The organism is Rhizobium atlanticum (assembly GCF_030182485.1).
GTDB lineage: Bacteria > Pseudomonadota > Alphaproteobacteria > Rhizobiales > Rhizobiaceae > Rhizobium.
This window is the reverse complement of the sequence record NZ_JAQJCJ010000030.1, coordinates 19,855-43,135: the sequence shown is the minus strand read 5'-3', so window position 1 is coordinate 43,135 and position 23,281 is coordinate 19,855. Positions and strand designations below refer to the sequence as shown.

Annotated in this window: 23 protein-coding genes and 1 tRNA gene; 9 read left to right on the top strand and 15 right to left on the bottom strand. The window is 61.1% G+C overall.

What is annotated here, in order from left to right; all coding sequences use genetic code 11:
- Positions 1–13: 13 nt before the first annotated feature.
- The 5 genes from PH551_RS29695 to PH551_RS29675 form a co-directional block, all read right to left on the bottom strand.
- Positions 14–763: an electron transfer flavoprotein subunit beta/FixA family protein gene (locus PH551_RS29695; protein WP_285196108.1), complete on the bottom strand. Its 750-nt coding sequence runs from the start codon at positions 761–763 to the stop codon at positions 14–16.
- 184 nt (positions 764–947) lie between these two features.
- Entirely contained in the window at positions 948–1,730 is a 783-nt protein-coding gene (locus tag PH551_RS29690; RefSeq protein ID WP_285196107.1) for a rhomboid family intramembrane serine protease, read from the bottom strand.
- A gap of 32 nt (positions 1,731–1,762) precedes the next feature.
- Positions 1,763–2,341 (bottom strand): cob(I)yrinic acid a,c-diamide adenosyltransferase, encoded by a 579-nt coding sequence (locus PH551_RS29685; RefSeq protein WP_097601620.1) that lies wholly within the window; start codon positions 2,339–2,341, stop codon positions 1,763–1,765.
- Between the two features lie 325 nt (positions 2,342–2,666).
- Entirely contained in the window at positions 2,667–2,870 is a 204-nt protein-coding gene (locus PH551_RS29680) for a twin transmembrane helix small protein (RefSeq protein WP_085779625.1), read from the bottom strand.
- Positions 2,871–2,888: 18 nt separating this feature from the next.
- Complete coding sequence (locus PH551_RS29675; protein ID WP_285196106.1) at positions 2,889–3,722, bottom strand: SDR family oxidoreductase; 834 nt, start codon at positions 3,720–3,722, stop codon at positions 2,889–2,891.
- Positions 3,723–3,798: 76 nt separating this feature from the next.
- Between PH551_RS29675 and PH551_RS29670 the strand changes: the two genes are divergently transcribed.
- Positions 3,799–4,722 (top strand): YihY/virulence factor BrkB family protein, encoded by a 924-nt coding sequence (locus PH551_RS29670; protein WP_285196105.1) that lies wholly within the window; start codon positions 3,799–3,801, stop codon positions 4,720–4,722.
- Here the strand turns inward: PH551_RS29670 and gluQRS are convergent.
- Complete coding sequence (gene gluQRS / locus PH551_RS29665) at positions 4,687–5,568, bottom strand: tRNA glutamyl-Q(34) synthetase GluQRS (RefSeq protein ID WP_285196104.1); 882 nt, start codon at positions 5,566–5,568, stop codon at positions 4,687–4,689. The two genes, PH551_RS29670 and gluQRS, sit on opposite strands and share 36 nt — an antisense overlap.
- On the opposite strand from gluQRS, the gene PH551_RS29660 reads away from it, so the two are divergent.
- Both PH551_RS29660 and PH551_RS29655 read left to right on the top strand, forming a co-directional pair.
- Positions 5,567–6,259 (top strand): DNA-3-methyladenine glycosylase family protein, encoded by a 693-nt coding sequence (locus tag PH551_RS29660; protein WP_285196103.1) that lies wholly within the window; start codon positions 5,567–5,569, stop codon positions 6,257–6,259. The genes gluQRS and PH551_RS29660 overlap by 2 nt on opposite strands.
- A gap of 111 nt (positions 6,260–6,370) precedes the next feature.
- Positions 6,371–6,928 (top strand): HNH endonuclease, encoded by a 558-nt coding sequence (locus PH551_RS29655; protein ID WP_285196102.1) that lies wholly within the window; start codon positions 6,371–6,373, stop codon positions 6,926–6,928.
- Positions 6,929–6,938: 10 nt separating this feature from the next.
- Here the strand turns inward: PH551_RS29655 and PH551_RS29650 are convergent, their stop codons facing one another.
- Both PH551_RS29650 and PH551_RS29645 read right to left on the bottom strand, forming a co-directional pair.
- Positions 6,939–7,454 carry a disulfide bond formation protein B gene (locus tag PH551_RS29650; RefSeq protein ID WP_285196101.1) on the bottom strand — a complete coding sequence of 172 codons (516 nt, stop codon included), beginning with the start codon at positions 7,452–7,454 and terminating at the stop codon, positions 6,939–6,941.
- A 22-nt stretch (positions 7,455–7,476) separates the two neighbouring features.
- Positions 7,477–8,073, bottom strand: a complete 597-nt coding sequence (locus PH551_RS29645; RefSeq protein ID WP_183705388.1) for a YqaA family protein — start codon at positions 8,071–8,073, stop codon at positions 7,477–7,479.
- Positions 8,074–8,268: 195 nt separating this feature from the next.
- Here PH551_RS29645 and PH551_RS29640 point away from each other — a divergent pair, with 195 nt between their 5' ends.
- The gene (locus PH551_RS29640) at positions 8,269–8,559 is read left to right on the top strand and encodes a hypothetical protein (RefSeq protein ID WP_285196110.1); all 291 of its coding nucleotides are present in this window, start codon (positions 8,269–8,271) and stop codon (positions 8,557–8,559) included.
- A 15-nt stretch (positions 8,560–8,574) separates the two neighbouring features.
- Here PH551_RS29640 and PH551_RS29635 read toward each other — a convergent pair whose 3' ends face one another.
- Entirely contained in the window at positions 8,575–10,320 is a 1,746-nt protein-coding gene (locus PH551_RS29635; protein ID WP_285196100.1) for a cation:proton antiporter domain-containing protein, read from the bottom strand.
- Between the two features lie 212 nt (positions 10,321–10,532).
- Here PH551_RS29635 and PH551_RS29630 point away from each other — a divergent pair, with 212 nt between their 5' ends.
- Together PH551_RS29630 and PH551_RS29625 are read left to right on the top strand one after the other, a co-directional pair.
- The gene (locus PH551_RS29630) at positions 10,533–10,814 is read left to right on the top strand and encodes a hypothetical protein (RefSeq protein WP_285196099.1); all 282 of its coding nucleotides are present in this window, start codon (positions 10,533–10,535) and stop codon (positions 10,812–10,814) included.
- Positions 10,815–10,977: 163 nt separating this feature from the next.
- A complete protein-coding gene (locus PH551_RS29625) occupies positions 10,978–11,265 on the top strand; it encodes a hypothetical protein (protein ID WP_085779616.1) in 288 nt (95 codons plus the stop codon).
- Between the two features lie 201 nt (positions 11,266–11,466).
- Here PH551_RS29625 and PH551_RS29620 read toward each other — a convergent pair.
- Both PH551_RS29620 and PH551_RS29615 read right to left on the bottom strand, forming a co-directional pair.
- Positions 11,467–11,551 (bottom strand) — tRNA-Leu (locus tag PH551_RS29620).
- Between the two features lie 124 nt (positions 11,552–11,675).
- Positions 11,676–12,971: an MFS transporter gene (locus tag PH551_RS29615; protein ID WP_285196098.1), complete on the bottom strand. Its 1,296-nt coding sequence runs from the start codon at positions 12,969–12,971 to the stop codon at positions 11,676–11,678.
- A 128-nt stretch (positions 12,972–13,099) separates the two neighbouring features.
- Here PH551_RS29615 and PH551_RS29610 point away from each other — a divergent pair, with 128 nt between their 5' ends.
- The gene (locus PH551_RS29610; RefSeq protein ID WP_285196097.1) at positions 13,100–13,678 is read left to right on the top strand and encodes a TetR/AcrR family transcriptional regulator; all 579 of its coding nucleotides are present in this window, start codon (positions 13,100–13,102) and stop codon (positions 13,676–13,678) included.
- 65 nt (positions 13,679–13,743) lie between these two features.
- Here the strand turns inward: PH551_RS29610 and PH551_RS29605 are convergent, their stop codons facing one another.
- A complete protein-coding gene (locus PH551_RS29605) occupies positions 13,744–14,724 on the bottom strand; it encodes an aldo/keto reductase (RefSeq protein WP_285196096.1) in 981 nt (326 codons plus the stop codon).
- A 193-nt stretch (positions 14,725–14,917) separates the two neighbouring features.
- Here PH551_RS29605 and PH551_RS29600 point away from each other — a divergent pair, with 193 nt between their 5' ends.
- Entirely contained in the window at positions 14,918–16,546 is a 1,629-nt protein-coding gene (locus PH551_RS29600) for an AMP-binding protein (RefSeq protein WP_285196095.1), read from the top strand.
- A gap of 16 nt (positions 16,547–16,562) precedes the next feature.
- Here the strand turns inward: PH551_RS29600 and PH551_RS29595 are convergent, their stop codons facing one another.
- The 3 genes from PH551_RS29595 to secA form a co-directional block, all read right to left on the bottom strand.
- Positions 16,563–17,840, bottom strand: coding sequence for a GNAT family N-acetyltransferase (locus PH551_RS29595; protein WP_285196094.1), 1,278 nt, complete (start codon positions 17,838–17,840; stop codon positions 16,563–16,565).
- The gene (locus PH551_RS29590) at positions 17,841–19,256 is read right to left on the bottom strand and encodes a lipopolysaccharide biosynthesis protein (RefSeq protein WP_285196093.1); all 1,416 of its coding nucleotides are present in this window, start codon (positions 19,254–19,256) and stop codon (positions 17,841–17,843) included. It abuts the gene before it with no gap.
- A 175-nt stretch (positions 19,257–19,431) separates the two neighbouring features.
- Complete coding sequence (secA, locus tag PH551_RS29585) at positions 19,432–22,146, bottom strand: preprotein translocase subunit SecA (protein ID WP_285196092.1); 2,715 nt, start codon at positions 22,144–22,146, stop codon at positions 19,432–19,434.
- A gap of 246 nt (positions 22,147–22,392) precedes the next feature.
- On the opposite strand from secA, the gene PH551_RS29580 reads away from it, so the two are divergent.
- The gene (locus PH551_RS29580; protein ID WP_085780207.1) at positions 22,393–23,274 is read left to right on the top strand and encodes a peptidylprolyl isomerase; all 882 of its coding nucleotides are present in this window, start codon (positions 22,393–22,395) and stop codon (positions 23,272–23,274) included.
- Positions 23,275–23,281: the final 7 nt, after the last annotated feature.

Sequence of the window (23,281 nt, the reverse complement as noted above, 5' to 3'; positions counted from 1 at the left end):
TGTTCCAGCCCGATTACAGCACGCCGGCTTCGTTCTTCAGCTTGTCGACGAGTTCGGCGACCGACTTGACCTTGACGCCGGCCTTGCGGCCGGACGGCTCCTCGGTCTTCAGCACCTTCAGCCGCGGCGCCGTGTCGACGCCGAAATCGGCAGGGCTCTTCTTGTCGAGCGGCTTCTTCTTCGCCTTCATGATGTTCGGCAGCGAGGCGTAACGCGGCTCGTTCAGTCTGAGGTCGGTGGTGATGACCGCCGGCAGCTTGATCTCGATCGTCTGCAGGCCGCCGTCGACTTCGCGGGTGACCTGAGCCTTGCCGTCACCGATCTCGATCTTCGAGGCGAAGGTCGCCTGGGCCGAGCCGAGCAATGCCGCCAGCATCTGGCCGGTCTGGTTCGAATCGTCGTCGATCGCCTGCTTGCCTGATATGATCAGCCCCGGCTGTTCGGCATCGGCCACACCCTTGAGGATTTTGGCGACGGCCAGAGGCTCGACCTGATCATCGGTTTCGACCAGGATCGCCCGGTCGGCGCCCATGGCGAGCGCCGTGCGCAGCGTTTCCTCGGCCTTGGCCGGGCCGATCGACACCACCACCACTTCCTCAGCCTTGCCGGCTTCCTTCAATCTCAGCGCCTCTTCCACCGAGATCTCGTCGAACGGGTTCATCGACATCTTCACATTGGCAAGCTCGACACCTGTGCCATCCGGCTTCACCCGGATCTTCACGTTGTAGTCGACAACCCGCTTGACGGGCACGAGAATCTTCATGGGAGCCTTCCTTCAAGAGAAACTGGTTTCACGAGTTTTTAGGAAAATGCGCGCTCAGGCGCCGCTTCGATTGTCGAATGGCGACATGGATACGCGTTTTTCCTCCAAATACAACGCTTGCATGATGCCGGCAGGGAATCGCCTCGGCAATATATGGACGTTTACGTACACGTCAATATATCGGTCAACGCCGGTCTCGACCCCAGGGAAGACGCTGCTCGTTGCGGCCGCCCGTGCCGGCCGCAACGGCGCCGGCTTCATCCCTTACGGCGCGGGGCGTTACGATTTCACGGTCGAAGAGCGGCACGCCTGGACGGCGCAGGACGAGAATCAGCAGGGCACCGGCAAGGATGCCGCCGACATGGGCGCCCCAGGAAACATCGCCATCCGGCGCAATCGCCAGCATGAAGAATTGTTGTCCGATCCACAAAAGCAGCGGCACGAAGGCCGGCAGGGGCAAGGGCACACGTAGGAACACCAGCACCCAGACCCTGACGCGCGGATGCAGCATGACATAGGCGGCAATGACGCCGGAGATCGCCCCGGAAGCGCCGACCAGCGGTGCTTCCGACGTCGCCGTCAGCAGCCCGTGGCAAAGGGCGCCGGCAGCGGCGCAGAGGAGGTAGAAAAGCAGGAAACGCATATGCCCCATCGCGTCCTCGACATTGTCGCCAAAGACCCAGAGGAAGACCATGTTGGAGGCCAGATGCCAGAAGCCGGTATGGACGAAGGCATAGGTGAGATAGGTGAGCGGTTCCGGCACGATTTCCAATCCCTGTGCCAATTGGGCGTGCCCGAAGGCGATCGCCGGGATGAAGCCGAGGCCGACCGTCGTCGCCTGGGCTGCCAGTTCGCTCTCCAGGCTGGTGAAGAGCCAGACCGCGACATTCAGGATGATCAAAGCCAGGGTCACCCACTGAACCTTGATATGCTTCAGCGTATTGGCATCATGAAGTGGTATGAACATAAGGCCCCCCGGCGATCGTGATCGCGGCAAACCTATCTGTTTTTTCCCGGAACCCAAAGCACATCCGCACGACCGCGTTCATTCGCGTGACGGGCCGCCACGAAGAGGAAATCCGAGAGCCGATTGACGTATTTCCTTGCAGGCTCGCTGACGATTTCACCGTCGCTGCGGGCAAGCGCCACCATCAGACGTTCGGCGCGCCTCGCAATCGTGCGGGCAAGATGCAGATGTGCGGCAGCGGGACTGCCGCCCGGCAGGATGAAGGATTTCAGCGGCTCGAGACCGGAGTTCAACTGATCGATGTCGCGCTCGACGCGGTCGACTTGGGTCTCGACGATCCGCAGCGGTTCGTAGGCCGGCGTCTCTCCGGTATCGGGCGTGGCGAGATCGGCGCCGAGATCGAAGAGGTCGTTCTGGATCGACATCAGCATGGCGTCGAGCTCGGGCAAGCCTGATGTGTGCAGCCGCGCCAGGCCGATCGCCGAATTGGCTTCGTCGATCGTGCCATAGGCTTCGACGCGCAGATCGTCCTTAAGCCGGCGCGGGCCGGAAACCAGCCCGGTCGTGCCGTCATCGCCGGTTTTGGTGTAGATCCTGTTGAGTTTCACCATGTAGCACCGTCCCCAGACGCGAAGGTGGCCGTGCCACACGACCCGCGGTCAGACTCGACGCGGGGTAAGTCAAAGGATTCCAATGCGCGTCCGCATCGTGGATACGTCCGGCCGCCCCGACCTCCGTCATGCTCGGGCTTGACCCGAGCATCCACGCGGCGCCCACCAGCAGCCGCGGCTTGGATCCTCGGCTCAAGGCCGAGGATGACGGAGAATGGAGTTCGCCCTTTCGACAAACCTGACGCTGCCTGGAGAGACACCTCATCCGGCATCACCTCGGCTCTGTCATTCCCATTCGTCATCAAGAACCTCCACTACGCTTTCCTCACGTCGGCCGGCCGCCGCCGGTGATCCAGAGGGTGATCATGATCAGGATGACGGCGATGGCCTGCAGCAGCACACGAAGCTGCATCAGCTTGTTGGAACGGTTGGCATCGCCGCCCTTCATCATGTTGAAGAGGCCGCGGATCAGCACGAGGGCGACGAGGCCCATGACGATGATCGCAAGGATATAGGTGGCCGTGGACATGGTATTCAACTTTCTCGGTCAATCGGTCCAGCGCATCAGATTGTAGAAGAGGTCCGCCGGAAGCAGCCGCTTCAGGAGCATGCCCTGTTTAGCCGGAGTCGTTACAGGATAATGTGGCCTTGGTCTTTTCGAGTTCAATGCGTGTTTCAATACCGAATAGACCGCGTCCGGGCCAAGTTTGTGGCGGTTGACCGGCCCGGAGCCGTCAAGTCTCGCCAACTGTCTGGCATAATCGGCTGCGTGCGGCGAATTCTCGAGGTCGATGTTTTCTTTGAACTTTGCGAGCGCATTGGCGGTGAAACGCGTGGCGATCGGCCCGGGCTCAATCAGGCTCACATGGATGCCGCTGCCGGAGAGCTCCATGCGCAGGGTTATGCTGAGGCCCTCGAGCGCAAATTTCGAGGCGGTGTAGGCACCGCGATAGCGATAAGGAACCAGGCCGAGAATGGAGGAGCATTGCACGATCCGTCCGCGACCATGTTTGCGCATCGACGGAATGAGCTGCCGCGTCAATTCGTGCCAGCCGAAGAAGTTCGCTTCGAACTGCGCTCGCAGCGCCGCCGTCGACAGATCCTCGACGGCACCAGGCTGGCCATAGGCACCGTTGTTGAAGAGCGCGTCGATGCGGCCGTCGCTGCGATTGAGGACCGCGGCTGCCAGGTCCGAGATGGTGTCGGCCCTGGCATAATCCATCACGAAGGCTTCGAAGCCGTCGGCTTCCAGTGCCGGCAGATCGTCCGCCTTGCGCACCGTTGCAAAGACGCGCCAGCCGTCGGCTTTCAGCGCCCGGGCGCAGTAAGCGCCGATGCCGGAGGAACAGCCGGTGACGACGATTGTGCGCTGTTCCGCCATGGAATGATTCCTGTACAAAATGCGACTCGTTTCCCATATTCGGCCAGAGGATACAATCTGGAAACCCGGAGACGGAATGCCGAAGGTGCTGCGCACGATCTACGACGTGGTCTATGACGCGATCTGTCACATGGTCGAGGATGACGGCTTTGCGATGGCGAGCCACGTGGCTTTGTCGAGCCTGCTTGCGGTCTTCCCTTTCCTGATCTTCGGCACGGCGCTTGCAAGCTTCCTCGGCGCCGATCAGTTTTCCTCCACCGCCATCCATCTGATATTCGACACCTGGCCGGAAGCGATTGCCAAGCCGCTCGCCGACCAGGTGCTCCAGGTCCTGACCATTCAGCGCGGCGGACTGCTGACGATCTCGGTGATGGCGGCGGCCTATTTCGCCTCGAACGGGGTAGAAGCGCTTCGAATCTCGCTCAATCGTGCCTACCGGGTGCAGGAAACGCGGCCGTGGTATTTCACCCGCCTCGCCAGCCTCGGCTATGTGCTGATTGCCGTCATCATCTTCGCGGCGATCAGCATTCTGCTGGTGGCCGTGCCATTGGCTCTCGACTATGCCCGGAAGTGGCTTCCGCTGTTTGCCGATACGCTCGAAGTCGTCTTCAGTTGGCGCATCTACGGCACACTTGTCGTCCTCACCGTCGGCCTGCTGGTCATGCATCTGTGGCTGCCGGCCGGCAAGCGGCGGGTGTTCGACGTCATTCCCGGCGTGCTGCTGACGCTGCTTCTGTGGCTCGCCGGCGCGTTGGTCTTTGCCTATTATCTCGCGACCTTCGCCAATTATACCGCGACTTATGCCGGTCTCGCCTCGGTGATGATCGTGCTGATCTTCCTCTACATGGTCGGCGTCATCTTCATCATCGGCGCAGAGATCAACGCGGCGCTGATCAAGTTCCGCGTCTTCCGGATGTTCTCCCACACACTTTCGATCGTCGGCAGAGAGCGTGTCGAGCGGCGGTCAGAGCCCGACAAGGCGGCGAATATCGGCCCCTGACATGCCCTGGGCACGTAATTCGGCAAGGCCGCTGTCACCTTCGCTTTTCGAAAGCTTGCGGCCATTGGCGTCGAGAATGAGACGATGGTGGTGATAGAGGGGCTGCGGCAGGCCGAGCAGCACCTGCAGCAGCCGGTGCACCGATGTGGCGTGGAAGAGGTCGAGCCCGCGTACGACATGGGTGACGCCCTGGAGCGCATCGTCGACGACTACCGAAAGATGATAGCTTGAGGGGGCATCCGAGCGAGACAGGATGACGTCTCCCCAGACCTCGGGTTCGGCGGCGATCTCGCCCGTCTTGCCGTCGCCGGTTTCGGTCCAGAACAGCAGTTCGCCGATCAGGTCGAGCGCCTTGCGCATATCGAGCCGCCAGGCATGTTTTTTCCCCGAGGAAAGGATGTCCCGCCATTCGGCCTCGGGCCGCTCGCGATCAATCGGCGGGTAATGCGGCGTGCCATCGGGGTCGCGCGGCCAGGATTGGCCTGTTGCCTCGTAGGCGGAGACACGCGCCTTCACCTCGCCGCGCGTCAGGAAAGCGGGGTAGACCAGGCCGCGCTCGATCAATGCGTGGAGCGCCGCCTGATATTCCGGGAAATGTTCCGATTGGCGCCGCACCGGGCTTTCCCAGTCGATGGCAAGCCAGTCGAGGTCCCTCAGAATGCCGGCCTCGAATTCAGGCGTGCAGCGCGTCTGGTCGATATCCTCGATGCGCAGCAGCAGCCGGCCGTTTTCGCTTTCGGCCATGTCGCGATTCAGAAAGGCCGACAGCGCGTGGCCGAGGTGCAGCGATCCGTTCGGACTCGGCGCAAAACGAAAGACAGGTTTTTGACGCTCGCTCGTGGTCATGCTTTCTTCTGCCACGGATTTTCGTTTCGAACCACTGGGAGGACGCGTGCAGATCATCCGCAACGACGATGACGTCAAGCTGGGGCTCGAAGCATTGCTGCGCCTCGATCCGCGGCTTGCACCGATCGCGGTGGATGCAGGGCCGGTTCCACTACGCTTGCGCGAACCCGGTTTTTCCGGCCTTGCCCATATCATCGTCTCGCAAATGGTTTCGCGCGCCAGCGCCGAGGCGATCTGGCGGCGCATGCTGCCGGCAGACGGCCCGCTGACGGCTGAAGATTACGTGATACTTGCGCCGGAGGCATGGCGGGAATTCGGCCTGTCGCGCGCCAAGGCCGACACGCTGTCGCGGGTCGCCGAAGCGGTTGTCTCCGGCCACCTCGATCTCGCCGGACTCTGCCTGAAGCCGCCGGACGAAGCGCTTGGCGAGCTGACGGCGCTGAAGGGCGTCGGCCCGTGGACGGCGGAGGTCTATCTGATGTTCTGCGGCGGCCATGCCGATGTCTTTCCGGCCGGCGATGTGGCGCTGCAGAATGCCGTCGGCGCCGCGCTCGGACTTGCGGCGCGGCCGCAAACAAAGGCGCTTGCCAAGCTTGCGCAAGTCTGGTCGCCATGGCGCTCCGTGGCGGCGCGGCTTTTCTGGGCCTATTACGCCACGAAAATGCGGCGCGACATGGTGCCGATCGGCTGATCGGCAACACTCTTCAAATTGCCTTTATCCTCTGAATTTATTGGACTTCACAATCCTGTAACAACCGGCCTAATATACAGGTGCAGATGCCGAATCGATCAGGAGAGTCCCTTGACGATTGCAGTCTCCCCGCAGGCCCTGCCGGCGCTCGTCCTGAACGCCGACTACCGGCCGCTGAGTTATTACCCCTTGTCGCTCTGGTCCTGGCAGGACGCGATCAAGGCGGTATTTCTCGACCGTGTGAATATCATCGCGGAATATGAACATTCGGTTTCCTCACCGAGCTTTTCGATGCGGCTTCCGAGTGTCGTATGCCTGAAGACTTACGTTCAGCCATCCCGCAATCCGGCTTTCACCCGGTTCAATGTCTTCCTGCGCGACCGGTTCGAGTGCCAGTATTGCGGCTCGAACGACGACCTGACTTTCGACCACGTCATCCCGCGCGCCCATGGCGGCGAGACGACCTGGGAGAATGTCGTGGCGGCCTGCTCGCCCTGCAATCTGCGCAAGGGCAGCAAGCTTCCGAAGCAGGCGGGCATGTTCCCGTCGCAGAAGCCCTATCAGCCGACGGTGCAGGATCTGCACAATAATGGCCGGCTGTTTCCGCCCAACTATCTGCATGAAAGCTGGCTCGATTATCTCTATTGGGATACCGAACTGCAGCCCTGATAGGCTCACCTCACGCAGATTTGCGGACGCCGACGAAGGCGAAAGCTGCGAGCAGAATGCCGGCGATCACGTTCCAGCCTGCGAAAGACAGGCCAAGCACCCTGAGCGCTGCATCGGTGCAGGATGGGCCTTTGATCGTATTGAGCTCGGTCAGCAGATCGCCGGCGTTGCTCGTCATGCTGTTTGCGGTCGTCGAGCAGGTCGCCGGCCCCGGCCAGAAATGCCATTCCACGCCGGCGTGATAGACGCCCATGCCGGCGGTCACCAGCATCAGGATGCCGGCAGCGAGCAGCATTGCACGGGAAATCCAGTTCGGCAGACCGGCAAGCTCGCAGATGGCAGCGAGAATGGCGATCGGGATGGCATAATAATAGGGCTGGCGCTGCAGCAGGCAGAGTGCGCAGGGAATATAGCCGCCGATATATTGAAATCCAAGCGCGGTGCCAACCACCGCCGCCATGCCGATAGCAAGCAATATGGAATAGATAAAGCCGGGGCGGGCGAGCGGCGAGGAAGTGGCAGTCATGGCGGAACTCCGCAAAGTGGGCCTAGTGAGCAAGTAGTTTGTAGGCGATACCGAGCATAATCAGCACGGCAGCACCGACACCTACGATCTGGCCGAGACGCTTCTCGATGAAATCGCGGATCGGTTCGCCATAGCGACGCAGCAGCCAAGCCAAAAGTAGGAACCGGGCGCCGCGAGCGACAATGGCGGAAATGACAAAGAAGCTCAGATTTATACCGATGGCGCCCGCCATAATGGTTACGACCTTGATCGGCGGCAGATGGGCCAAGCCGGAGGTCACCAAAAACAGAAGCAAAATTTCCCATTCGCCATGGATCGAGTTTCGCAGCTGTTCGAAATCATCGAATTTGCCGTAGAATTCGAGAATCGGCCGCGCCACCGTCTCGTAGGCGTAATAGCCGAGCGCCCAGCCGGCAATGCCGCCGAGCACGGAAGCAACGGTAGCGATTAGTGCATAGCGATAGGAGCGTTCCGGCTTGGCAAGTGCCATCGGCAGGAAAAGCACGTCGGCGGGAACGAGAAAGACGGAGCTTTCGACGAAGGCGATGACGGCGAGCCAGACTTCGGCCGATTTGCGCGAGGCCAGAGACATGGTCCAGTCGTAAAGTCTGCGAAGCATTCCATTCCTTTCCTATTGCGGTGCAAAAAGCTTTAGGGGTCGTATGCGGCGCTGTAAATGCTCGCCCGTGTCCTTCGTGCCACCGCCGTCTAAAAATTTTGTGATGCGGAGGCGTCGCCGCCTCTCCCAGGATTTCATGGGATTGCGAATCGGCCATTCTAGGGCAAGGTTTACGTGGTCGACGTGCAGGGTATCATGAGAATGTTCAAAGTGATTGAAGGCGGCCTTGGGCGGGCCGTGCAGATGAATGACCGGGCCGAAGCGGGTTCGGGACCGAGCCGGGAAGATGTGCGCCGGGAAGCGAACCGGCGGCTCAAGGAAAGTGGTTATCACCCGTCCCGCATTCGGGAATTTGCCACCGGCGTGCCGATGCTGGCCTCCCTGAAATACCTGTCGCTGCAGATCGATTTCGCAGCCGAGACCCTGTCGCGGCTCGACCCGATCCCGGACGATTTCCGCTCTGACGCCTATTGGCCGGCGGGTTGAGACGAGCGCCGCGCCTCAGGACAGATCCATCGACTTTTCCCATTGCTGACGCAGGACGTTCATTTCCGTGCGTTTTTGCGCCATTTCGCTGACGATGGCGCGCAAGTTGGGGTGATGCGACATGAACATATTGAAATCGCGCCGCTCAAGCACTTCGAACTGACAAAAGTCGACGGCGATGACGTCGGCCGTACGCCTTCCGCCGCTCAGCAATGCCATCTCCCCGAAGAAGGCGCCCGGCTCCAGGCGGATCGAGCCGCTGGCTAGGCGCACTTCGACCGCGCCTGAGGAGATGAAGTACATGCTGTCGCCGCGATCGCCGCGACGAATGACACGTTCGCCAGGGGGAGCCGACTTCGCCTTGAAGAGCAGCAGCAGCTCTTCCTGCGCATCCTCCCCGACCTGGGAGAACAGCGGAAAGGTTTCGATCAGCTGCTGCATCTTCAGCTGATGCTGGCGTTCGCGTTCCTCGCCGAGCGCCCTGATCTTTTCCAGTTCCTTGCCGAGCGTTATCTGCCTCTTTCTACCGAAGCTTTCGAAGACGGAGGGCCATTGCGCATGGATATAGTTCTTCAAGCCCTCGGATGCGATGATCACGATCGGGTTGAGCGTGATCGACAGGATCGCTGCAGCCAGGATGAGATCCTGGCCTTCATGCGGCAGCAGCCCGAGCGAGACGCCGAGGCCGGCGAGGATGAAGGAAAATTCGCCGATCTGGGCAAGGCCGCCGGCCAAGGTCAGCCCCATGCCGATCGGATATCGCAGCAGCATGACGATGGCGAAGGTGATGACGGCCTTGCCGACAATGACGAGCGCCAGGGCGCCGATCACCGCCAGCGGCTGGCGCACCAGGATCGAGGGGTCGAAGAGCATGCCGACCGAGACGAAGAACAGCACGGAGAAGGCGTTCTGCAACGGTAGCGAATCGGCCGCCGCTCTGTGGCTGAGCTGGGATTCGCTCATGACGACGCCGGCGAAAAACGCGCCGAGTGCGAAGGAGACGCCGAAAATCGCCGCCGAGCCGAAGGCGATGCCGAGCGCGATCGCCAGCACCGTCAGTGTGAAGAGTTCGCGCGAGCCGGTGCGCGCGATCATCGTCAGCAGCCAGGGCACGATACGGGGGCCGAGGAAGACCGCCATGGCGGCGAAGGCCAGCACCTTGAACAAGGTCAGTCCGATCGTCAGTGCCAGCGGCAGATCACCGAGGCCGTGATTGGTCTCGACGGCTTGGCCGCCGAGAAGCTCTGCCAGCGCTGGCAGCAGCACCAGCGCCAGCACCATCACCAGATCCTCGACGATCAGCCAGCCGACGGCGACGCGCCCGCTTGGCGCATTGACGAGATTGCGCTCCTCCAGCGCCTTCAGGAGCACGACCGTACTCGCCACCGAGAGGCTGAGCCCGAAGACGACGCCGGCGCCAAGGCTCCAGCCCCAGAGCATGCAGAGGCCGATGCCCAGCAGCGTGGCGAGGATAATTCGGCCGATCGCGCCCGGCACGGCGATCCCGCGTACAGCGAGCAGGTCGGAGGCGGAAAAATGCAAGCCGACGCCAAACATCAGCAGGATGACGCCCATTTCGGCGAGCTGGCCGGCAAGAGCGGTATCGGCGACGAAGCCTGGCGTGAACGGTCCCATCAGGATGCCGGCCATCAGGTAGCCGACGAGCGGCGGCAGCCGCAGCCGGTCGGCGCCATAACCGAGGACGGCCGCGAAAACAAAACTGACGGCGACCGTCGCAATGAGTCCCACTTCCTGATGCACGTCTGCCCTCGCCTGATGGTAACGGCCGCCACCTTGGACGAAGCGCAAGCAAAATTAAATAGTTGATTTGCGTTTTGCGGCTGCCGACGGGGGCATTATTCAGTCGGAAATAATGGGCCTGCGACTGCTCGCGGCATGAACGAGCTGTTGCTGATGCTGGAACCACTTGCGTCTTGGGTCGTTGCCTTTTCATCAAGAGAAGGAGAAAGGATATGCGGAAGATCATCCTGAACTGTGCTGTGGCGGCCCTTGCCGCGTGTTCGTTTGCGGCGCCGGTGCTTGCCGATAGCGTCTATGTCAGGGAGCGTTCCTATGACGACGATTATCGCCAGGAGCGGGTGCGGCCCGGCATCACCATCAGCGAGCGCGGCGTGACCTTTGGCGTTCGCGAACGCGAGCATCGCCGCTATCGACATGATGGCTGCGAAACCAGGAGCGTCACGCGCCAGACCGATGAAGGCGAGGTGACCAGGACGGTCAGGCGCTGCTATTGACGAAAATCCGCGGCAAAGACCACGCCCGGCTTCGACAAGCCGGGTTTTCGCCTTTCGCGGCACGGACAGCTCAATGCGGTGGCGGACGTGATCAGTCGATGTTATGAGCCCCTTCGCTCGGAGCGCATTCCAAGCGCAAAGAACCCGGCACAGGATTTTCGATATGATTGAGCTTACCCCATCCCAGATCACCGCACTCAAACTCGCCAGGGATGGCGATCTCTATCCTCAGCCGGCCAATAAATGGACGCATCAGAACGCGACGGTGACCTACGCAAAAACCGACCGGTGGAAAGAACGGCCGCAGAAAGTGAAATCGGTCACGGCAAAGACGCTCAGCGAGTTGAAAGAGCCGGGCTTCCTCGAGCGGCGGCACCTGGATGATGATGCATCAAAGGATGTCTACGGCATTACCATGGCCGGCAAGATGTGGCTGCTGAAGAACAAGTAGGCTTCACTCGGAGGCGAAACTTGCACCGTAGTCCCGCTTAGGTCTTTAGAGGTAGGGGCTACACAAAGTCATTTGAGACGATGGTGCAGCTAACCGGAGATTGTCGAACAGTCCGCCTTCGTTCCTGACGGAACTACGGCGCGACAGCCCCCGCTTGGCTGCTCTTCGGCTCGCCGAGCCGAAGCTCCGCAGCGCGAAGGCTGGTGCCCCATGCCGGGGTCGAACCAGCACTTCTTTCGAAACTCGATTTTGAGTCGAGCGCGTCTACCAATTCCGCCAATGGGGCAACGGATCCAGACGAGGCGGGTGTCTAACATGCGAGCGGGCGAGCGCGCAAGACGGGAGAGCGAAGTTATCGCGGCAATGCCGCGGGAAATCCGGCCTCGTTACGAGGCCGGATCCTGTCGATCTCAATGAGCGGCGGCGGGTGCCGCACTGGGCAGCCCGGACTTCTTCAGCGTAATCGCCAGGATCGAAGCCAGCAGGCAGAAGGCACCGGCGACGAAGAAGGCGGGCAGGTAGCTTGACAATTCCGTGCGCGACAGGCCGGCGCCATAGGCGGCCGTGGCAGCGCCCAGCTGGTGGCCGGCAAAGACCCAGCCGAAGACGAGACCGGCCTTTTCGCGGCCAAAGCGATCGGCGGCGATCTTGACGGTGGGCGGCACTGTGGCGATCCAGTCTAGGCCGTAGAAGATGGCGAAGATGGAGAGGCCGTAGAAGCTGAAATCGCTGAACGGCAGATAGAGCAGCGAGAGACCGCGCAGGCCGTAATACCAGAACAGCAGCCAGCGATTGTCGAAGCGGTCGGAGAGCCAGCCAGAGCCGATGGTGCCGAAGAAATCGAAAATGCCCATGACGGCAAGCACGCTGGTGGCGGCAACCGGCACGATGCCGAAATCGCCGCAGAGGGTGACGAAATGGGTCTGGATCAGGCCGTTGGTGCTGAGGCCGCAGATGAAGAAGGTGGCAAACAAGATCCAGAAAGTCGAGGTCGTCGAGATTTCACGGAGCGTGGTGATCGGCGTCATCAGCGCAGCGCCGAGCGTCGTTCGGGCCGGCGCCGGCGCCACATGGGCTTCTCCCAATAATGGCAGGTTCACATCCGAGGGGCGGTCGCGCATGAAGAGAAGGACGAGAAGAGCGGCCGCCATGATCATGGCGCAGACGAAGAACACGGTGGCGCGCCAGCCGTAACGTTCGGTGAGTTCCGCCATCAGCGGCAGGAAGACGAGCTGCCCGGTCGCCGAGCTTGCCGAGAGCATGCCGACGACAAGGCCGCGATGCTTGACGAACCAGCGCGTCGAAACCGTCGCCGCCAGCACCATCGCCGTCAGGCCGGTGCCGAAGCCGACGACGACACCCCACAGCGCCAGCAGATGCCAAAGCTTGGTCATGAACAGCGAGCCGACAAAGCCCGCGCCGATCAGCGCCAGCGCAAAGACAATTACCTTACGGACGCCGAAATAATTCATGAAGGCCGCAGCGAACGGACCCATCAAGCCGAAAAGGATCAAGCGAATCGCCAGAGCCGAGGAAATCTGCGACGTTTCCCAGCCGAACTCGTCCTGCAGCGGTTTGATCAGGACGCCGGGAGCGCCCATGGCGCCTGCCGTCACCAGCATGGTCAGAAAGGTCGCGGCAACCACGACCCAACCATAATGAATGTTGCGCCGCGCAAGGGAGGAGGCAAGAACTGTTGAAACCATGAGGGGATTCCATTCGAATTCAGATTGGGGAAGATACAGAACCAATTTACATGATGGTCATCATATTTCTTGCTTATTCATGATGGACATCATATATTTTGTCAAGCGACGATTTCTGGAGAATGAAGATGCGGGTCAGCCGCGAAAAATTTGCCGAGAACCGCGAGAGGATCCTCACTGTTGCCGGCGTGCTCTTTCGCGAGAACGGTTTCGACGGTGTCGGCGTCGCCGACATCATGAAGGCGGCGGGGCTGACGCATGGCGGCTTCTACGGCCACTTCAGTTCGAAGGACGAGCTGGCTCTGGAGGTCAGCCGCAAGCTGATCGACAAGGTCGAGAGGCGCTGGAAGGAACATATTGCCGAGTCTCCGGACAGGCCGCTGCAAGCGCTTCTCGATCATTATATCCACTGGCGCACTGTTGACGATCCAGGCGGCAGCTGCGTCTTCGCCACCTTGATCCAGGAGGTGAGCCGCAGCCGCGGCGCGGTCCGCGCGGTCTTCAGCGATGGGTTGTCCGTACTGGTCGACACGCTTGCCGATATCGTTCCCGGCGAGACCGAAGAGGAGCGCCGCGCCAATGCCGCGACGACGCTCTCATCGATGATGGGTGCCGTGATTCTTGCGCGGGCCGTCGAGGACAGGGGACTTGCCGAGCAGTTCCTGGTGACGATGCGTCGGCAGCTCGATCCCGCCAGCCGGGCATAATCCCGAGCGCCGATGCCGATGTTCCGATCCTCTCCACGCCAGTCTGCCGATCGAGATGCCGGCGGCTAATTGAAGCCTGCGATGGCGTGCGGGATGTAGGGCGCTTCGAGTGCCGCGATTTCCTCGGTGGTGAGTTTGACCGACAGCGAGGCAACGGCGTCCGTCAGGTGGTTCGGTTTGGATGCGCCGATGATCGGCGCAGTGACCACGTTCTTCTGCAGGATCCAGGCGGTGGCGACCTGGGCGCGGGAAATGCCGCGGGCTTCGGCGATTTCGGCGACGGCATTGACGATCTTGCGGTCGGCATCGACGGACTGCGTGTAAAGCGTCTTGCCGAATTCGTCGGTTTCGCTACGCGCCGTCGTCTCGTCCCAGTCGCGGGTCAGGCGGCCACGGGCCAGCGGGCTCCAGGGGATGACGGCGATCTTCTGGTCTTCGCAGAAGGGCAGCATTTCCCGCTCTTCTTCCCGGTAAAGCAGGTTCAGGTGGTTCTGCATGCTGACGAACTCGGTCCAGCCGTTCAGCCGAGAGATGTAGAGTGCCTTGGCGAATTGCCAGGCATACATCGACGAGGCGCCGATATAACGCGCCTTGCCCGATTTGACGATGTCATGCAGCGCTTCCAGCGTTTCCTCGATCGGCGTCGTATAGTCGAAACGATGGATCTGGTAGAGGTCGACATAGTCGGTGCCAAGACGGCGCAAGCTATTGTCGATCTCGTCGAAGATCGCTTTGCGTGACAGACCGGCGCCGTTCGGGCCCGGCCGCATGCGGTTAAACACCTTGGTCGCCAGCACGATGTCCTCGCGCTTGGCGAAGTCTTTGATCGCACGACCGACGATCTCCTCCGAGGAACCGTTGGAATAGGTATTGGCGGTGTCGAGGAAATTGATGCCGAGGTCGATCGCCTGTTTGATCATCGTCCGACTTTCCTCTTCCCGCAGGCTCCAGGCGTGATTGCCGCGGCCGGGATCACCGAAAGTCATACAGCCGAGGCAGATTTTCGAGACTTCGAGCCCGGTCTTTCCGAATTTGACGTATTCCATGAAAAACTCCAAGACTTGAGATAACCCCGCGCGGCGTTTCATGATCTAGTGCGCAACCGCGAAAGTCGCAGGGGCTGAATGAACAATCTGCGGACAATGCGCACACTGGTGCGTGATCTGCCGTTTTTCCCTGCAGCTTGCGTATCCGCGCCGCAAGGTGTTAGCTGGTGCAGCATTTCACCGGATTCCGACCATGCGACTGCCGTCCTTCGATCGTTATGGCGATTTCTACCGTGATTTTTCCTGGCGGATTCCGGAGGATTTCAATATCGGCCGCGCCGTCAGCGACGAATGGGCGGTGCGAGATCCGGAGCGCGTCTGTCTGGAGCATTTCAGTCCGGACGGCAATCATCGTTCGCTGACCTATGGCGAGCTTTCCGGTACTTCCTCCATGTTCGCCAATGCGCTGGCGTCGCTCGGCATCAAGCGCGGCGATCGTGTCGCTCTGCTGATGCCCCAGTCCTTCGAGACCGTGATTGCGCACGTCGCGATCTATAAAATGGGTGCAATCGCCCTGCCACTGGCGCTGCTGTTCGGCGTCGAGGCGCTTGAATATCGGCTCAGAATCTCAGGCGCGGCGGCAATCATTACCAATGATTTCGGCCTTGATCGGGTCCGGCAAATCCGTGATCGCCTGCCGGAGCTGCGACAAATGATCAGCGTCAGCGACGCTGCCGACGCCCTCTCCTTTGCCGATCTGATCGCCTCGCATGCGCCGGTCTTCGAGGGAGAGAAGACAACGCCCGACGATCCGGCGCTGATGATCTTCACCTCGGGCACGACGGGGTCGCCCAAGGGCGCATTGCATGGCCACCGTGTTCTGCCCGGGCATGCCCCCGGCATGCAGTTCGCCCATGAAGGGTTTCCCAAGGCGGGCGACAAGGTCTGGACCCCGTCCGACTGGGCCTGGGCCGGCGGGCTGCTCAACGCGTTGCTGCCGAGCCTTCTGCTCGGCGTACCCGTGGTCTCGTCGCCGGCGCAGAAATTCGATGCCGAGATGGCCTATCGGATCATGGCAGAGATGAAGGTGCGCAATGCCTTCATTCCACCGACGGCGCTTCGGCTGATGCGGTCGGTTTCCGACCCCAGGTCGAAATATGATCTGGTGCTGCGCACCATCGGCTCGGCGGGAGAAGCACTCGGCCGCGAGACCTATGATTGGGCGCAGCGCACACTCGGCATCACCGTCAACGAATTCTACGGCCAGACGGAATGCAATTTCGTGCTGTCGTCGAGTGCCGCCTTTGGCGTCACCAAGGCCGGCGCTATCGGACGCGCGGTGCCCGGCCATCGTGTCGCGATCGTCAGCGAGGCCGGCGACGAACTGCCGGCGGGCGAATCCGGTCAGATCGCTATCGCCAGTCCCGATCCCGTCATGTTCCTCGGCTATTGGAACGACGCGGCGGCGACCGAACGAAAATTTCTCCACGGCTGGCTGCTTACCGGCGACATCGGCCGGCAGGACGAAGACGGCTACGTCACCTTCGAAGGCCGCGACGACGACGTCATCACATCGTCCGGATATCGCATCGGCCCGGCCGAGATCGAGGATTGCCTGATCGGCCATCCCGCCGTGCAGCTTGCCGCGGCCGTCGGCAAACCCGATGCGGTGCGCACCGAGATCGTCAAGGCCTATATCGTGCTGTCACCCGATCATTCGCCGAGCGAGGTGCTGGCCGCCGAAATCAGGGAATGGGTGAAGATGCGGCTTTCGATGCACGAATATCCGCGCGAGGTGGAATTCGTCGAGTCATTGCCGTTGACGACAACCGGCAAGGTCATCCGCCGGCTGCTGCGGGAGAAGGCTGCGGCTGAGGGCTAAGCATCCCGGAGATGCTTTAGCCTCGGCCGGCGAGCGACATGATCTTCTCGCGCAGCATTTTCGCCATGCTGCGGGTGCTGTGATACATGTGCAGCTGGGCGGCGGCCTGGCGCATGTCGCGGTCGCCGTTCTGCGTCAGACCGATGACCAAAGTTCCCATCTCCTCGCGCTCCTGCCAGAAGCGGCTCATGATCGGGTGGTCGGAGACGGCGCAGGAATCCGAGCGCACGATATTGGAGTCTTCGAGATGCCATTCCGTGAGCTCGCTCATCAGGAGCTTGCCCGGCGAATAGCGGGCATAGTTCTCGTCATAGGCCGTCTTCCAGGTATAGGCCTCGCCGCCCATCATCAGAACGACGATGGCGGCGATCGCCTTGCCGTTGAGATCGATCGTATGGATGCGCACGGCGTCGACGGCGGCAAGGTTCGAGACGGCTTCGCGCGCGAAGGCGGTATGGTAGCGATCGGTGACGAGAGCACTTCGGCGTTTGCCCTTCCAGCCGCCGGCCTCCATTGCCAGGAATTCCTCGAAGCGGACGTGGACGTCGCGCGGCTGACGGGCGACGGCATAGACCGCCGTTCCCTGTTCCTCAAGCAGGCGCCACTGTCGGCGCATCTCGCGCATATGCGACGAGGATATTGTTTTGCCGAGATAGGCGGGCGCCTCTTCCTCACTCTGCAGCATCGGGCGCAGATAGGGATTGGCCACGGTGAGCGGCAGGTTGCGGCCGAGCGCCACGGCCTTGAGCATGCGCACGAAAATGCCGTTCAATCTCAGATCCGGCAAGACCAGCGTGCTCGGCAGGTTGAGGTCGGGAACGGTCAGTCCCTCGAAGAAATTGTCGAGGGTTTCGGCCGCATCTTCGCTGTCGACGAGCGGTGTGCCCAGCGGACCGAAGCTGTTCGACCAGCCGCGGATGATCGAGGGCCCGACGGCAAAGCCCGGTCTGTCGACGGAAAACGGCAGGAGGAAGCGCATGCGGCTGCGGCCGGCGCCGTGATCGCGGATGAGGGCGAAATTGACCTGCCGGTCTTCGATCCGCGGCATGGCGGGCGCAAGGAAGCGGCCGGAGAAAAAGACGTTTGGTTCCATCGCCCGGTTGGACAGGAAATCGAGCTCATCCTGAAGTTCGTAGCCGAGCTTGCCGGGATAGAGGCAGAGCTCGCGCCCCGGCCGGCCGATCTCGGCACGGGCCTCGGCCTGCGGCGCTTCGAAATGCAGCGCCGCGAGCTCATGGATCATGCGGTTGCTGATGCTGTCGGTGCTTGCGGTGACGGGGGGCAGGCGCACCATCTATCGAACTCTCATTTCTGGCGTTGCGGCGGAGGGGCTGGCGAAGGCGAAGAGGGCGATGCCGAGCGTGCGGCGCGCGGCGACATGCAGGAGGACAGCCTCGACCGCCATGGCCGAGGCCGTGGCGACGGCGGTGCCTTCGATGCCGTAGTGCGGGATCAAAGCAAGGTTGAGGCCGACATTGGCAGCCAATGCGCCGGCATAGAGCGCCACACAGAGGTTCTGCTTGCCCGCCATCATCAGCAGCGTTTCAGCCGGGCCGACCAGCGACTTGGCAAGTATGCCGGCGAGCAGGATCGCCATGACAAGATAACCTGACGTGAAGGCGCCGCCGAACAGCGACAGCAGCAGATGGCCGGCCGCGAGCACCGCAAGGCCGACCACCAGCGCCGGCCAGAAGGTCCAGCGGGCGGCGTCGGCAGCGGCGTTGGCGAGCTGGGATTGATCGCCTTCGGCAATGATCGAGGAAAAGCGCGGGCCGGAAGCGGCCTTGACCGAGAAATTGATGAAATGCACCAGCGCCATGGTCTTGGCGGCGGCGAAATAGACGGCGACGTCGTGCGGTTCAAGGAAAATGCCGACAACGATGACATCGGAATTGGTGAGCAGGAAACTCACGCCCTCAATGAGGAAGATCGGGAAGGCGACGCTCAGCCAGGCGAGGAAATTGACCTTGCGCGGACCTTCGTCATAATGCCGGCGGAGGCGCAAGAGTGTCGCGCCATACTGGCCAAGAGCGGTGACGAAGGTCGCGACAAGCGCTGCCTGCATGGCAGTGACAGCCGTATGCTTTGCGCCCATCGCAATCGCGATCAGCATGAAGGCGATAATAAGAATCGGCCGGACGATATAGACCGGGCTCAGCGCCATCACCGGCCAATGGTTCGCCCGCGACGTGCCCTCCAGAATATCGCCGAGCGCGATCATCGGCATGGCAAGCAGGCCGATGAAGATCGGGACGAGATAATAGGTTTCGATCCTATCGCCGAAGAAATGCAGCCCGATCATGCCGGCGGCGAGCATCACCGTGCCGGAAAGCATCGCAAAAATGCGTGCCGTGCCGGTCAGGCCGCGGATTTCGTCGAAGGCGCCCGCCGCCTTGTACTGCGGCAGAAAGCGGACGATCGCGGTGTGGAAGCCAAGGCAGGAGAGATCGCCGAAGACAACGATCAAAACCCAGACGAAAACGAAGATGCCATATTCATATTCGCCCATCAGCCGTGCGAGCACGATCTGCGAGATAAAGGCGAGCGCGGCGCTGAGGATACGGATCGAAAAGGCCGTCAGCGCCATGCGACGGGCATTGGCTTTTTCGCCGCGTTCGGTGAGCATGGCGGCTAACATGCGCAGCGTGCGGCCGCCGATCGGGCGCAGGCCCGCGGGCAGCAGTTTCTCCGCTGTTTCTATGACCGCCATGATGAACACGCAAAACTCTGAGGTCAGGCAAATCGTCTCTGAAGTCTTGACAGAGCAGGGTTAAGAAACGGTTCCGGATCAGGTCGCGATTCGGCTGCGAAGGCCGGGTTTCGGTGCTGCCGCAGAAAAGAAAATGCCGCCCGAAGGCGGCATTTCCAGTTTTTCGCGATTTGCCTCAGACCTGCTCGAAGGCGCCGTGGCAATGCTTGTATTTCTTGCCGGAACCGCAGGGGCAAGCCTCGTTGCGCCCGACTTTGCCCCAGGTGGCGGGATCGTCCGGATTCCGGTTCTCAGGTGAGACGAAGACTTCGGAAGCTTGGTAGATCGGGGCGAAATCGTCCTCCCCGGTCGTCGGATCCAGGTGATGAGCTTGCATCACCGGCGGTTCCGGCTCAGCCGGCGCCTGCTGCACCAGTTCGACGCGCATCAGCTGAGCGGTGACGGCCTCGCGCAGATTGTTGAGGAGGCCGGTGAAAAGCTCGAAGGCTTCGGACTTGTATTCCTGCAGCGGATCGCGCTGGGCATAACCGCGGAAACCGATGACGGAGCGCAGATGGTCGAGGTTAACGATATGCTCGCGCCAGAGATGATCGAGCGTCTGCATGACGATCGAGCGTTCGACATAATGCATGATGTCGTCGCCGAAGCGCTCGGCCTTTTCGGTAAAGGCGGCATTGGCGGCCTGCGTCAGGCGCTCGCGAATGTCATCCTCGCCGATGCCTTCTTCCTTGAACCACTCCTCGATCGGCAGATCGAGGTTCAGGATATTGGCAACGCCGGTCTTCAGGCCGACGGCATCCCACTGTTCGGCATAGGCGCGCTCGGGGATATGCTTTTCGACCAGATCCTCGATCACTTCGCGGCGCATGTCGGAGACGGTCTCGGAAATATTGGTCGATTCCATCAGCTCGAGACGCTGCTCAAAAATCACCTTGCGCTGATCGTTGAGGACGTCGTCATACTTCAGCAGATTCTTGCGGATATCGAAGTTGCGGGCTTCGACCTTCTTCTGCGCGCGCTCGAGAGCCTTGTTGATCCACGGATGGACGATCGCCTCGCCCTCCTTGAGGCCGAGCTTGGTCAGCATGCTGTCCATGCGGTCGGAGCCGAAGATGCGCATCAGGTCGTCCTGAAGCGAAAGGTAGAATTTCGAGCGGCCGGGGTCGCCCTGACGGCCGGAGCGGCCGCGCAGCTGGTTGTCGATACGGCGGCTTTCGTGGCGTTCGGTGGCGATGACGTAGAGACCGCCGGCAGCAAGCGCCTTTTCCTTGAGAGTTTTGATTTCCTCGACGATCGCCTGGACCTTTGCGTCGCGCTCCGGACCGGCTTCGACATCGCCGAGCTCGCGTTCGATACGCATTTCCAGGTTGCCGCCGAGCTGAATGTCGGTGCCGCGGCCGGCCATATTGGTGGCGATCGTGACGGCGCCCGGTACACCGGCCTGGGCGACAATATAGGCTTCCTGCTCGTGGTAGCGGGCGTTCAGCACCTGGAAGTCGTTGAAACCCTGCTTGCGCAGGCGCTCGGCAAGCAGCTCCGACTTCTCGATCGAGGTCGTACCGACGAGCACCGGCTGACCGCGCTTATGAGCATCGAGGATCTCGTCGATGATCGCCTTGAACTTCTCGTCGAAGGTCCGATAGACCTCATCGTCCTCGTCGATACGCTTGATCGGTAGGTTGGTCGGGACTTCGACCACGTCGAGATTATAGATGTTGGCGAATTCTTCCGCTTCCGTCTGCGCAGTGCCGGTCATGCCGGCGAGCTTATCGTACATGCGGAAGTAGTTCTGGAAAGTGATCGAAGCCAGCGTCTGGTTTTCCGGCTGGATCTGCACCTTTTCCTTGGCTTCGAGCGCCTGGTGCTGGCCTTCCGAATAACGCCGCCCCGGCATCATGCGGCCGGTGAATTCATCAATGATGACGACTTCGTCGTTGCGGACGATATAGTCCTTGTCGCGCTGGAAGAGTTTGTGGGCCTTGAGCGCATTGTTGATGTGGTGGACGATTGCGACGTTCTCGATGTCGTAGAGCGCGTTACCCTTCAAGAGGCCGGCCTGACGCAGCAGGTTTTCCAGCTTCTCGGTGCCCTCTTCGGAGAAGTTGGCGGAACGCTGCTTCTCGTCGATCTCGTAATCGCTGGGCGCGAGCAGCGGAATGAAGGCGTCGATCGTATTGTAGAGCTCGGAACGGTCGTCGAGCGGACCGGAGATGATCAGCGGCGTGCGCGCTTCGTCGACGAGAATCGAGTCGACTTCGTCGACGATCGCGAAATTGTGGCCGCGCTGGACCATCTGATTCTTCTCGTACTTCATGTTATCGCGCAGATAATCGAAGCCAAGCTCGTTGTTGGTGGCATAGGTGATGTCGCAGGCATAGGCCGCGCGGCGCTCCTCGTCGGAGAGGCCATGGACGATGACGCCTGTGGTCATGCCGAGGAAGCTGTAGACGCGGCCCATGGTCGCGGCATCGCGCTGGGCAAGATAGTCGTTGACGGTGACGACATGCACGCCCTTGCCGGAAAGCGCGTTCAGATAGACCGGCAGGGTGGCGACGAGGGTCTTGCCTTCGCCGGTCTTCATCTCGGCGATCGCATTCGAATGCAGGATCATGCCGCCGATCAGCTGTACGTCAAAAGGTCGCAGGCCGAGAACGCGGCGCGACGCCTCTCGGACGACGGCGAAGGCGGGAATCAGAATGTCGTCGAGCGTCTTGCCTTCGGCGAGAAGGGCGCGGAATTCGACGGTCTTTGCCGCGAGCTGCTCGTCCGTCAGCGCCTTCGTCTTCTCTTCGATGGAGTTGATCGCGGCGACGTTCGGCTGGTAGGACCGCACGCGGCGATCATTGGACGACCCAAATAACTTGCGGGCTATACCGCCAAAGCTGACCATGTGACTGGTCCTTTCTCAATATTCATCCGCGACGTTTCTTGTCCGTGGCCCAGCCGAAAAACGGGCGCACGCCTTGAAACGCCCGGAAACTGTTCTGGACGCGAGGTTGCGTGACAGATAAGAGGGGGGTCGAATGATGTCAACGGATTTGGCGGATACAGAAAGGCCACAATCCGGTGTTGATGGCTATTTTGAGCTGGAACAGGCGATGCTGAAGCCGGCGATGTAACTGTGAAGGGTTATTTGATGTTGAGCACCAATAAATTCGCCGTGCTGGCGTTTGCAACTTTTGTTGCATTCCAGGCTCCGGCCCATGCTGAGGACGCCGTCGTCGCCATGGTCGGCAATCTGGAGATCCACCAGTCTGAACTCGATCTCGCCGTTGCCAACCTCGATCCGCAGCTGGCGCAGCTTCCCGATGACCAGAAGAAGGTCGCGGCGCTCTCCGCAGCCATCGATGTGAAACTGCTTGCGACCGGCGCCACGACTGAGAAGCTCGACCAGACCGACGAATTCAAGAAGCGCATGCAGTATCTCACCGATCGTGAGCTTCACAACGCCTATTTCAAGAAGCACGTCGTCGACACAGTGACGCCTGACGAAATCAAGGCTCGTTACGACAAGGAAGTCGCAGCCCTGCCGAAGCAGGAAGAAGTCCACGCCCGCCACATCCTGGTCAAGACTGAGGACGAAGCCAAGGACATCATCAAGCAGCTTGACGCTGGCAAGGATTTCGCCGAACTCGCCAAGGAAAAATCCACCGACCCCAACAAGTCGGAAGGTGGCGATCTCGGCTATTTCTCGCGCGGCCGTATGGTGAAGGAATTCGAGGACGCGGCCTTCGCGCTCGAGAAGGGTGCCTATTCGAAAACGCCGGTCAAGACTGATTTCGGCTATCATGTCATCAAGGTAGAGGACAAGCGCGACGCTCCGCCGCCGCCTTTCGATCAGGTGCAGGACCAGGTTCGTCAGCTCGTCATGCGCGACAAGTATCTTGCCCTGCTCAATCAGGCGAAGTCTTCTGCCAAGATCGAGATCTCGGACGAGACTTTGCGTAAGGGTTACGACGAGGCCAACAAGCAGCCGGAGCCGGGCAGCGAGCCCGCCCAGCCGGCGCCGAAGCAGTAAATATTCG